The following is an 11,394-nucleotide window of genomic DNA, read 5'->3' as shown; positions in this document are numbered from 1 at the left end:
GACGCCGTCTCCGAAGTGAACCGGTCACCCGTGAGCTGCATACCGTCACCCGAGTCACCCGCGAACCGGATAATCACCCGATCAAGCCGGCGGACCTCTTTCCTCATCTCCGCACCCTCAATCCCGTTCCCTCGTCGGCGCCTTGTGGCGCCGATCGTGACAGCCGCCCCTTACGGTGCGCTGACGCCCGGCTGAAGGCGGCCGCGCCCCGTGCGACCGGACCGGGGCCCACCGCCGCCCGGTCAGCGCCTCGTCAGCGTCGTGTACGGCGGCCCCGTTAGCCTGCGCCTGCCATTCAGCAGTCAGGTGGGTGCAACGCGCTCATTTCCTGTCATTTCTCGGCTCCTCGCAGGAAGAGACAGCGAGAGGACTTCGGATGAACGAACTCAAGGAACTCGCCACCCGGGCCGGGCGGGAGCTGGAAGAGGCCCCGGCGCTGGACGTCCTGCGCTGGGCCGCCGACACCTTCGGCTCCCGCATGTGCGTGACCTCGTCGATGGAGGACGCCGTCGTCGTCCATCTGGCCTCGCGCGTGCTGCCCGGGGTGGACGTCGTGTTCCTCGACACCGGCTACCACTTCCCCGAGACGATCGGGACGCGGGACGCGGTGGCGGCGGTCGGCGGCGTCAACGTGATCACCCTGCTCCCCCGGCGCACGGTGGCCGAGCAGGACGCGGAGCACGGTCCCGAACTGCACCGCCGCGACCCCGACCTGTGCTGCCGGCTCCGCAAGACGGAGCCGCTGGAGGAGGGCCTCGCCCCGTACACCGCCTGGGTGACGGGGCTGCGGCGGCTCGACTCGCCGGAGCGCGCCGCGACGCCGGTCGTCGCCTGGGACGAGAAGCGCGGGAAGGTGAAGATCTCCCCGATCGCACGCTGGTCGCGCGAGGACGTGGACACGTACGTGGCGGAGCACGGGGTGCTGGTCAACCCGTTGCTCTCGGACGGCTACGGCTCAGTGGGCTGCGCCCCCTGCACGCGGCGGCTGCTCCCGGGCGAGGACGCCCGGGCGGGCCGGTGGGCGGGGAGCGCCAAGACGGAATGCGGGATCCACACATGACGACCGAGACAGACGTACCGCTGCGGCACCTGGAAGCGCTCGAATCCGAGGCCGTGCACATCTTCCGGGAGGTGGCGGGCGAGTTCGAACGCCCCGTGATCCTCTTCTCGGGCGGCAAGGACTCCATCGTCATGCTCCACCTGGCGCTGAAGGCCTTCGCCCCCGCTCCCCTGCCGTTCTCGCTGCTGCACGTCGACACCGGGCACAACTTCCCCGAGGTGCTCGACTACCGCGACCGCACGGTGGCCCGGCACGGGCTGCGGCTGCACGTGGCGTCGGTGCAGGAGCTGATCGACCGCGGGGAGCTGCGCGAGCGCCCGGACGGGACGCGCAACCCGCTGCAGACGGTGCCGCTCGTCGAGGCGATCCGCTCGCACCGCTTCGACGCGGTGTTCGGCGGCGGCCGCCGGGACGAGGAGAAGGCCCGCGCCAAGGAGCGGGTGTTCAGCCTGCGCGACGAGTTCGGCGGCTGGGACCCGCGCCGGCAGCGGCCGGAGCTGTGGCAGCTCTACAACGGCCGGCACTCCGCCGGTGAGCACGTGCGGGTGTTCCCGCTGTCCAACTGGACCGAGCTGGACGTGTGGCAGTACATCGCCCACCACGCCATCGAGGTCCCGTCGATCTACTACGCGCACCGGCGGGAGGTGTTCCTGCGGGACGGCATGTGGCTGACGCCGGGCGGCTGGGGCGGCCCGAAGGACGGGGAGCCCCTGGAGGTCCGGACGGTGCGCTACCGCACGGTGGGCGACATGTCCTGCACGGGCGCCGTCGACTCGTACGCGGCGGACCCGGAGGCCGTCATCGAGGAGATCGCGGCCTCCCGCCTGACCGAGCGGGGCGCCACCCGGGCCGACGACCGCATGTCGGAGGCCGCCATGGAAGACCGCAAGCGCGAGGGGTACTTCTGATGCCGACCATGCCGATCATGCCGACGGGGCCGGCGATGCCGAGCGGATCCGGGCACCACTCCACCCTGCTGCGTTTCGCCACGGCCGGCTCCGTCGACGACGGCAAGTCGACGCTGGTCGGCAGGATCCTGCACGACTCGAAGTCGGTGCTCGCCGACCAGCTGGAGGCCGTGGAGCGGGCGTCGCTCGCCCGCGGGCAGGAGACGCCGGACCTGGCACTCCTGACGGACGGGCTGCGGGCCGAGCGCGAGCAGGGCATCACCATCGACGTGGCCTACCGCTACTTCGCGACCGCGTCCCGCAGCTTCATCCTGGCGGACACCCCGGGGCACGTGCAGTACACCCGGAACATGGTCACCGGGGCGTCCACCGCCGAGCTGGTGATCATCCTGGTGGACGCGCGGCAGGGCGTGGTGGAGCAGACCCGGCGGCACGCGGCGGTGGCCGCGCTGCTGCGGGTGCCGCACGTGGTCCTGGCCGTGAACAAGATGGACCTGGTGGGGCACGCCGAGTCGGTCTTCGCGGGCATCGCGGACGACTTCATCGCGTACGCCCGCGGGCTCGGCGTCCCCGAGGTGACGGCGATCCCGGTGTCGGCGCTCAACGGCGACAACGTGGTCGGCCCCTCGGCCAGCATGGACTGGTACGGCGGGCCGACGGTCCTGGAGCACCTGGAGACCGTGCGGGTGACCGCGGAGCCCGCCGGGGCGCCCGCGCGGCTGCCGGTGCAGTACGTGATCCGGCCGCAGACGGCCGAGGACCCGGACTACCGCGGCTACGCGGGCATGATCGCGTCCGGTTCGCTGCACGTCGGCCAGGAGGTCACGACGCTGCCCTCCGGCCGTACGTCGGTGATCAGCGGCATCGACCTGCTGGGGCGGCGGGTGGACTCGGCCAGGGCGCCGCAGTCCGTGACCGTGCTGCTCGCCGACGACGTCGACATGGCGCGCGGGGACCTGCTCGTGCCGTCCGACCGGGTGCCGGTCTCCTCGCAGGACGTGGAGGCGACGGTCTGTCACCTCGCCGACCGGCCGCTGGTGCCGGGACAGCGGGTGCTCCTGAAGCACACCACCCGCACGGTGCAGGCGGTCGTGCGGGAGGTCGTGAGCCGGGTGACGCTCGACCCGCTGTGCCAGCACGGCGCACCGGAGCGGCTGACCGCCAACGACATCGGCCGCGTCCGGCTGCGTACGGCCGCGCCGCTCGCCCTCGACCCGTACGCGGTCTCGCGCCGTACCGGATCGTTCCTGCTGATCGATCCGGCCGACGGCACGACGCTGACGGCGGGCATGGCCGGTGACTCGTTCGTCACCCGCGCCCCGTGGGAGAGCGGCGCATGAGGCCGGTCCGGAGGCTCGCCGCCGTCCTCGCCGGGCTCGCGCTCTGCGCCGCCCTCGCCGGCTGCGGCTACGGCTCGCAGCGCGTCGGCAGCACCGTGAAGGTGCTGCCGTCGGGCCCGGCGCTGTCGGCTCCCGAGGTGCGGCTCGGCTACTTCCCCAACCTCACGCACGCCACCGCCCTGGTCGGGGTCCGCGAGGGACTGATCCAGAAGGAGCTCGGCGGCACGAAGCTGTCGACGGCCACGTTCGGCGCCGGACCCACCGCCATCGAGGCGCTCAACGCCGGCTCGGTCGACCTCGCCTTCGTCGGCCCGTCGCCCGCGGTCAACGGCTACACCAAGCTGGGCGGGAAGGGCCTGCGCATCGTCGCGGGCGCCGCGTCCGGCGGGGTGAAGCTGGTCGTCGACCCGGCGAAGATCAGGACGCCTGCCGACGTGAAGGGCAAGCGGATCGCGAGCCCCCAGCTCGGCAACACCCAGGACGTGGCGCTGCTGCACTGGATCTCGGCGCAGGGCTGGCGGGTCGACCCGGTGTCGGGGCGCGGTGAGGTGTCCGTGGTCCGCACCGACACCAAGATGACCCCGAACGCCTACAAGGCGGGGTCCATAGACGGGGCGTGGGTGCCCGAGCCGACGGCGTCGCTGCTGGTCGCCCAGGGCGCGCGCGTGCTCTTCGACGAGGCGCGGCTGTGGCCCGGCGGGACGTTCGTGACCACCCACCTCATCGCGTCGCAGCGGTTCCTCGACGCGCACCCGGACGTCGTCGAGGCGGTCGTCCGCGGCTCCTCGGCGGCCAACGCGTGGATCGCCGCCGAGCCCGCGGAGGCCCGGCGGTCCGTGAACGCGGCGCTGCGCGAGCTGACGGGGACGGCGCTGCCCGAGGAGATCATCGAGGCGGCCTGGCCCTCCCTCACGTTCACCGACGACCCGCTGGCCGCCACGCTCGGCACCCAGGCCGCCCACGCCACGGACGCGGGCCTGCTGGACCGTCCCGTGCTGCGCGGCATCTACGACCTCGGTCCCCTGAACCGGGTCCGCGCGGCGGCGGGCCGGCCCCCGGTCGACGACGCCGGGCTCGGCACGCCATGAGCGACGTCCTCGCGATCGTCCTGAGGGACGTCCTCGCGCACGCCTTGAGGGACGACGGCACGCCCGCCGTCCGCCCGTCCCGCACCGCACCCAGGAGTTGACTCGAGTGCATCCGACAATGACCACGGAACAGGTCGCCGCGCCCGGTGCGACCGCCCTCGCGCCCCGCGTGCCCGCTGTGCGCGTGGCGGGGGTCCACAAGACGTTCCGCCGTGCCGAGGGCGTGCAGACGGTCCTGCAGGACATCAACGTCGACGTCCTGCCCGGCGAGTTCGTCTGCCTGCTCGGCTCCTCCGGGTGCGGCAAGTCCACGCTGCTCAACCTGATCGCGGGCCTCGACCGGCCGTCCTCGGGGCACATCGAGGTGCCCTCGGGGCGGCCGGCGCTGATGTTCCAGGAGCACGCGCTGTTCCCCTGGCTCACGGCCGGCCGGAACATCGAGCTGGTCCTGCGGCTGCGGGGCGTCCCCAAGGCCGAACGCCGGGAGCGGGCCGAGGAGCTGCTCGGTCTGGTGCGGCTCCAGGACGCGTACGGCAAGCGGCCCCACGAACTGTCCGGCGGCATGCGGCAGCGCGTGGCGCTGGCCCGCGCGCTGGCTCAGGACTCGCAGGTGCTGCTGATGGACGAGCCGTTCGCCGCGCTCGACGCCATCACCCGGGACGTCCTCCACGAGGAGCTGACCCGGATCTGGGAGACCACCGGCGTCTCCGTCGTCTTCGTCACCCACAACGTCCGCGAGGCGGTACGGCTCGCCCAGCGCATCCTGCTGATGTCCTGCCGGCCCGGCCGGGTCGCCCACGAGTGGCGGATCGACCTGCCGCAGCCGCGCCGGCCCGAGGACCCGGCCGTGGCGGCGCTGTCCGTGGAGATCACCGACCAGCTGCGCGAGGAGATCCGGCGCCATGCCCGAGACTGAGGCCCGACCGACGCGACCGACCCCCGGCGTCGGGGGCTCCGACGCCGATCTCGCCCGCCTGGAGGCGGGCCTGGACTCGCTGGAGTCCACGCCCGTGCGCAAGGAGTCGGTCGGCCGGCGGCTGGGGCGGACCGTGGTGCCGCCGCTCCTCGGCATCGTCCTCGTCCTCACGGTCTGGGAGTCGCTGCACCTGAGCGGGCTCGTCTCCGAGGACCGGCTGCCCCCGCCGGGCGCGATCGGGGAGAGCCTGCGCACGCTCTGGCTGCGCGGCACGCTCTTCGACATCGTCTGGACCAGTCTGGAGCGCGGGCTGCTCGGCTTCGTGGCGTCCGTCGCGATCGGTACGCCGCTGGGGCTCGTCGTCGCCCGGGTGCCGCTGGTCCGCGCGGCGGTCCGGCCCGTCCTGTCGGGGCTCCAGTCGCTGCCGTCGGTGGCGTGGGTGCCTGCCGCGGTCATCTGGTTCGGGCTCACCGACGGCGCCATGTACGCGGTGATCCTGCTGGGCGCGGTCCCGTCGATCGCGATCGGTCTCGTCTCCGGCATCGACCAGGTGCCCCCGCTGTACGTCCGGGCCGGCCGCGTCATCGGCGCGACCGGGCTGCGGGGCGCCCGCCACATCCTGCTCCCCGCGGCGCTGCCCGGCTACACGGCGGGCCTCAAGCAGGGCTGGGCCTTCTCCTGGCGCTCCCTGATGGCGACCGAACTCATCGCCTCCTCCCCCGAGTTGGGGATCGGTCTCGGCCGCTATCTGGAGAACTCCCGGGAGAGCATCGACATGCCGGGCGTCTTCCTCGGCATCCTGCTGATCCTGGTCGTGGGCGTCCTGATCGACCTCCTCGTCTTCAGCCCGATGGAACGGCGCGTGCTGCGCAACCGCGGTCTGGCCTGACCGGCCGGCCGCCCCTCGATCCCGGAGGCGGGCTCGGTGCCTCATTCACGGCGCGGGAGCCGCGGTGCGCGCGATGCACCGTGCGGCCCGCGTCCGCCTCCGGACCCGCCCCCCTCGGGGACGCCGCGGACCCCCGTACCCCCTCGCCACGAGGGGGTACGGGGGTCCGTCTCCGTGCGGCCCACCGGTCGGCCGTACGACGGCGGCGGGCCCCGGCCCGCCCCCTCGGCGGCACGCGGACGTGCCCGCGGCCACCGGGGACGGCGGCCGCGGGCACCAGGGAGGGTCCGGTCGGTCAGGCTCCGTCGGCGGCGTGGGCGCGCACGGACCACTGGGCGAAGGTCTCCGACTCGTCCCTGCGGCCCTCCTCGTAGGCGCGGGCCAGGTTCTCCACGAAGTCGGGCAGCTCGGTCGCCGCCACCTTCAGACCGCGGGGCTTGTGCCCGAGGGCCGCCTCGTCGTCCTTGGCGAGCGAGAGGCCGCCGCCCAGGTGGACCTGGAACCCCTCCACCTGGTCGCCGTCCGGGCCGACGACGATCTGGCCCTTCAGGCCGACGTCGGCGACCTGGGTGCGGGCGCAGGCGTTGGGGCAGCCGTTGAGGTTGACGGTGATGTCCGGGCCCTGGCCGGCGAGCCGCCGTTCGAGCTCGGCGACGAGCTCGGCGGCCCGGTCCTTCGTCTCGACGATGGCCAGTTTGCAGTACTCCAGACCGGTGCAGGCCATCGTGGAGCGCCGCCACGGCGACGGGCGGACGATCAGGTCGATCGCTTCGAGGTCGCGGACGAGCGGCTCGGGGTCCACCACGTCCAGCACGAGCAGCTTCTGATAGGGCGTCAGGCGGATGCGGCCGGAGCCGTGGGCCTCGACGATGTCGGCGAGGCGGGCCAGCCGGGTGCCGGAGACCCGGCCGACGACGGGCGCTGCACCGACGTAGTACCGCCCGTCGCGCTGCTCGTGGACGCCGACGTGGTCGACGGGCGCGGCCGGCAGGACCGGCTCGGGGCCGTCGACGAGCCGCCGCCCGAGGTACTCGGTCTCCAGGACCTCGCGGAACTTCTCGACGCCCCAGTCGGCGATCAGGTACTTCAGGCGGGCGCGGTTGCGCAGCCGCCGGTAGCCGTAGTCGCGGAAGAGGCCGCACACGGCCGCCCAGACCTCGGGCACCTCCTCCAGCGGCACCCACGCGCCGGGGCGTTCGGCGAGCCGCGGCGAGGTGGAGAGGCCGCCGCCGACCCACAGGTCGAATCCGGGCCCGTGGACGGGGTGTTCGACGCCGAGGAACGCGATGTCGTGGATCTGGAAGGGGACGTCCGGCAGCCAGGAGACCGCGGACTTGAACTTGCGGGGCAGGTTGGACAGCGAGGGGTCGCCGACGTACCGGTCGACGATCTCGCGGATCGCGGACGAGGCGTCCAGGACCTCGTGGGGGCTGATGCCGGCGACGGAGCTGCCGAGGACCACGCGGGGGCAGTCGCCGCAGGCCTCGGTGGTCGAGAGGCCGACGGCCTCCAGGCGGCGCCAGATCTCCGGGACGTCCTCGATCCGGATCCAGTGGAACTGGATGTTCTGCCGGTCGGTGATGTCGGCGGTGTCCCGCGCGAACTCCGTGGAGAGCGCGGCGATCTCCCGCAGCTGCGCCACCGACAGCTCGCCGCCGTCGACCCGTACGCGCAGCATGAAGTGCTCGTCGTCGAGCTCCTCGGGGGCGAGGGTCGCGGTGCGGCCGCCGTCGATGCCGGGGCGGCGCTGGGTGTAGAGGCCCCACCAGCGGAACCGGCCGCGCAGGTCCTCGGCGGGGATGGAGGCGAAGCCCTCGCGGGCGTAGGTCCGCTCGATGCGTTCGCGCACGAGCAGCGGGTTCTCCGCCGCCTTGAAGCGTTCGTTGTCGTTGAGGGGTTCGCGCGAACCGAGCGCCCACTGGCCCTCGTCGCGTCTACGCTCCCGGGTCATCGTTGGTCCTCTCCTTCAGGGGGCCGCTGATCGGCGAGATCATTCCGGAGGGCAGCCAGTCCGCCGTCTCGGCGCCGCCGTGGTGGTGGCCGCCGTGGCCGCCGTCGGCGGGGGCTCCCTCGCCGTCCACGGCGACCATGCCGCCGGGCACGTACGCGACGGAGACGGCGAAGAGCCGCGGCGCGGGCTCGGGCTCCTCCCGGCGCACGCGCTGCCAGGCCTCGTATCCGCTGCCCGTCGGGTGGGCGCCGGGCATCCGTGCCGTCAGCGCCTTCACGTACGCCATGGCCTCGGCCCGCCGCGGGGTGTACCGCAGCGGGATCAGCTGGCCGGCGCTGGGCGTCAGGACGGACCGGGCGAGCAGCCACGGGGCGAGGTAGACGCCCTGGGCGACGGTCCGGCCGCTCTCGACGGCGCGGGTGGCCTCCGTGGCGCCGGGCCAGCCCGTGGTGACGATCAGGGGCTGGGTGGTGCGGCCGGGCCGGGTGACGTCGATGCCCTCGCGGGCGGCGGCGGCGCGGACGGTGGCGGCCGCGGCCCGGCCGCGCCCGGAGTCGTCGGAGACGAGTCCGACGGAGCGGGTGCCCCGGGCGGCGAGGAAGCGGACGGTGGCGCGCAGCGCGGTGGCGTCCCGTTCGGCGAGCCGGTCGGACGGGCAGGCGGTGAGCGGTGCCCGCTCCCCCGCCACGAGGGCGCCGAGGGCGGCTTCGGCGCACTCGGGGCCGTCGGCCCCGGCGAGCGTCGCGGTCAGCGCGGCGGGCGGGCCGGTGCCGGTCGCGGTGCCGGTGCCGGTCGCCTTCCCGCTGCCGGTCCCCGCACCGGTGCCGGTACCCGCGCCCGTCTCCGCACCCCTCCCGGTGCCGGTGTCGACGGGCAGTTCGCCCGCCGCCCCGCCGGCCGAGACCCGCAGGGTGCTGCGGCCCTCGGGGAGGTCCACCGGGATCCAGGTCTGGGAGCTGCCGGGCCGCCGTTCGCCGGGGCGCAGCGCGCCCGCGGTGGTGCCGGCGCGGGCGTCCCCGGCACCGACGGCGACGAGGTTGCGGCCGGGGCGGCCGGGGACCACGAGGACGCCGACCTGCTTCCCGCCGATGGCGAGGGTCCGCAGGACGGGCGTCCCGGGCGGGGCCGTCTCGGGTGCGGCCGTGGTGCCGTCGGCGACGGCGGTCCCCCGGCCGTCGTCGCCCGCCCCGAGCGCGGCGACGGCGACGAGGCCGAGCGCGACGGCGAAGACGGTGAACGCGACGGCGAGCTGCCGACGGGGCAGCAGCTTCCGCCGGGCCGTGGCGAGCACGGCCACGATGCCGATGACGGCGGCGACGGCGATCGGCAGCAGGGACTCCCCCGGTGCCGCCGCGTCCAGCGCGGCCAGGTGACCGCGGCCCGGGGGGAGGGCCGCGGTCACCTGGGTACCGATGGATCCGGTCACTTCAGGACGCTGTCGCTGACGGTGAACAGGATGCCGTGCGGGCGGGCCGGACCGGTGTCGCCGTGCGGCCACGAGGTCCGGTCGAAGTCGACGCAGGGCTTGCCGCTCCGCTCGTCGCGGAAGGAGGAGTCCTGCTTCAGCTTGCCCTTGCGGTCGAGGTCGTACATGCAGACCTCGTGGTTGCCGTCGCCGCTGAAGGAGCCGGCGATGAAGTAGTTCGAGGTGGCGAGACGGCGGATGTGCTTGGTCTCCCGGTACTTCCCGCCGCCGATCCGTTCGAAGTTGTCCATCGCGCCCCAGTGCGGGCCGCCGTCCGTGGTGTCCCGGATCGGCATGGCGGACGTGACGGCAGGACAGTCGTTCTCGGCGCCGCCGCGGTACACCTCGTGCAGCTTGTCGATCTCGCACCGGGGGTTGTCGCCCGCGGCGAGCAGCTTGCGGATGTCGAGCACGTACACCATGCCGGTGGTGCGGTCGAGCGGCTTGCCGTACGCGGTGGACTGGCCCATCACCGTGTGGAAGAGGTAGCGGTCGTCGGGGCTGACCATCAGCCAGCTTCCGGCGTCGCCGCCGCCCGTGACGTCCTTGTCGGCCCCGGCGGCCCGGTAGGCCGTGGTGTCGTCGAAGACCTCGCGCCACTTCGGCTCGGGCACGGTGACGTCGGGGGCGTAGAAGATCGCGCCGCCGAGCATCGAGGAGGCGAAGGCCCCCTTGTGCTCCTTCTTGTGCGGGAGCGCGGGCTCCATGACGACCCGCGACTCGTGCCACATCGCGGACTTCTCCAGACCGGCGCGCGGACCGTCGGGCATCTTGCTCACGGAGAGCAGCTCGGGGTCGTTGCGGTTGGTGATGTCCCAGACGCGGACGGTCTGGCGCGCGAGGTTGGTCTGGTCGGGGAGCGTCGGGCTCATGAAGTGGCGGGCCTCGACGAAGTCGCTCGCGACCATGATGTTGCGCTCTTCGCTGACCATGATCCCGTGCGGATTGGCGCAGGTGGCCTTCTTGAGCCTGGGCACGTTGCCGCACTGCTGCGGGTCCTCGCCCTCGGCGAGCGCGGCGGGGATCTCGGCGAGCGTCCTGCCGTTCCGGTCGAGCCGGACGATCTCGCCGGGCGAGCCGGCGGCGCCGTTGCCCTCGCGGACCTCGCCGTTGGTGAACGTACAGGGACCGGGGAGGTCCGGGCCGCCGAGGTAGCTGGCGTACGCCGTGCCGTCGCGCAGCACCTGGAAGGCGTCGGGGGCGGTGCCGCAGGGGGTGTCGACGGAGGAGTTGACGCCGGCCAGCTTCAGGGTGGGCAGCGCGGTGGTGTCGAAGACGAAGACGGTGTCCTGGAGGAGACCGCCGGCGTAGAGCCGGTCGCCCTTGTGCCACACGTACTGCATGTGGTGGGCCTCGTGGGCGAGCCCCGGGCCGAGGGTGACGGTGTTGACCACGTCGCCGTACGTCGGCGAGTCGCGGGTCGCGTCGACCACGGCCAGGAAGTCCGGCTTGGCGGGGTCGGCGGAGCCCGCCCAGGTGAGGAGCCATTCCCGGCCGCGCCCCCGGGAGGCGGGCAGCAGGTGGTTGGTGGCGGTGTAGGTGACGCCGTCGGAGGCGGTGTAGCGGGTGGTGACCCGCTCGGGCTCGGGGGAGGCGACGGCGCCTCCCGAGGTCGTCAGCAGGGCGGCGGTCACACCGGCCGCGGTGAGGCACGCGGCCAGGCGGGACGAGCCGCCCGGCCGTCGGAGACTGAATCGTCGCACGTCGCGAACGCCCCTCTCAGGGAGCTGTCTGGTGGGGTTCCAACTGGAGCGCCGGTACCTTCGCAGAACTCGCT

At 73.7% G+C, this 11,394-nt stretch carries 9 protein-coding genes; 6 read left to right on the top strand and 3 right to left on the bottom strand.

The window, feature by feature from the left end; all coding sequences use genetic code 11:
• Positions 1 to 376: 376 nt before the first annotated feature.
• The 6 genes from ACWDVG_RS17110 (at position 377) to ACWDVG_RS17085 (ending at position 6,201) form a co-directional block, all read left to right on the top strand.
• Positions 377 to 1,060 carry a phosphoadenylyl-sulfate reductase gene (locus tag ACWDVG_RS17110; RefSeq protein ID WP_451700016.1) on the top strand — a complete coding sequence of 228 codons (684 nt, stop codon included), beginning with the start codon at positions 377 to 379 and terminating at the stop codon, positions 1,058 to 1,060.
• Positions 1,057 to 1,968 (top strand): sulfate adenylyltransferase subunit CysD, encoded by a 912-nt coding sequence (cysD, locus tag ACWDVG_RS17105; RefSeq protein WP_451700015.1) that lies wholly within the window; start codon positions 1,057 to 1,059, stop codon positions 1,966 to 1,968. The genes ACWDVG_RS17110 and cysD overlap by 4 nt, the downstream gene beginning before the upstream one ends.
• Positions 1,968 to 3,308: a sulfate adenylyltransferase subunit 1 gene (locus ACWDVG_RS17100; protein ID WP_451700014.1), complete on the top strand. Its 1,341-nt coding sequence runs from the start codon at positions 1,968 to 1,970 to the stop codon at positions 3,306 to 3,308. Before cysD ends, ACWDVG_RS17100 begins: the two co-directional genes overlap by 1 nt.
• Positions 3,305 to 4,396 (top strand): ABC transporter substrate-binding protein, encoded by a 1,092-nt coding sequence (locus tag ACWDVG_RS17095; RefSeq protein WP_451700012.1) that lies wholly within the window; start codon positions 3,305 to 3,307, stop codon positions 4,394 to 4,396. The genes ACWDVG_RS17100 and ACWDVG_RS17095 overlap by 4 nt, the downstream gene beginning before the upstream one ends.
• A gap of 118 nt (positions 4,397 to 4,514) precedes the next feature.
• Complete coding sequence (locus ACWDVG_RS17090) at positions 4,515 to 5,312, top strand: ABC transporter ATP-binding protein (protein WP_451700011.1); 798 nt, start codon at positions 4,515 to 4,517, stop codon at positions 5,310 to 5,312.
• Entirely contained in the window at positions 5,299 to 6,201 is a 903-nt protein-coding gene (locus ACWDVG_RS17085) for an ABC transporter permease (RefSeq protein WP_451700009.1), read from the top strand. The genes ACWDVG_RS17090 and ACWDVG_RS17085 overlap by 14 nt, the downstream gene beginning before the upstream one ends.
• Positions 6,202 to 6,496: 295 nt before the next feature.
• Here the strand turns inward: ACWDVG_RS17085 and ACWDVG_RS17080 are convergent, their stop codons facing one another.
• From ACWDVG_RS17080 to ACWDVG_RS17070, 3 genes are read right to left on the bottom strand one after another with little or no spacing between them, the layout of a single operon-like run.
• Positions 6,497 to 8,152: a nitrite/sulfite reductase gene (locus ACWDVG_RS17080; RefSeq protein WP_451700008.1), complete on the bottom strand. Its 1,656-nt coding sequence runs from the start codon at positions 8,150 to 8,152 to the stop codon at positions 6,497 to 6,499.
• Entirely contained in the window at positions 8,136 to 9,578 is a 1,443-nt protein-coding gene (locus ACWDVG_RS17075) for a hypothetical protein (protein WP_451700006.1), read from the bottom strand. Before ACWDVG_RS17075 ends, ACWDVG_RS17080 begins: the two co-directional genes overlap by 17 nt.
• On the bottom strand, positions 9,575 to 11,320 hold the full coding sequence (locus ACWDVG_RS17070) for a hypothetical protein (RefSeq protein ID WP_451700005.1): 1,746 nt from the start codon (positions 11,318 to 11,320) through the stop codon (positions 9,575 to 9,577). The genes ACWDVG_RS17075 and ACWDVG_RS17070 overlap by 4 nt, the downstream gene beginning before the upstream one ends.
• Positions 11,321 to 11,394: the final 74 nt, after the last annotated feature.

This window comes from Streptomyces sp. NPDC003327 (assembly GCF_053589515.1).
The sequence above is the reverse complement of the archived record's forward strand: the minus strand, read 5'-3'. Positions and strand labels throughout refer to the sequence as shown.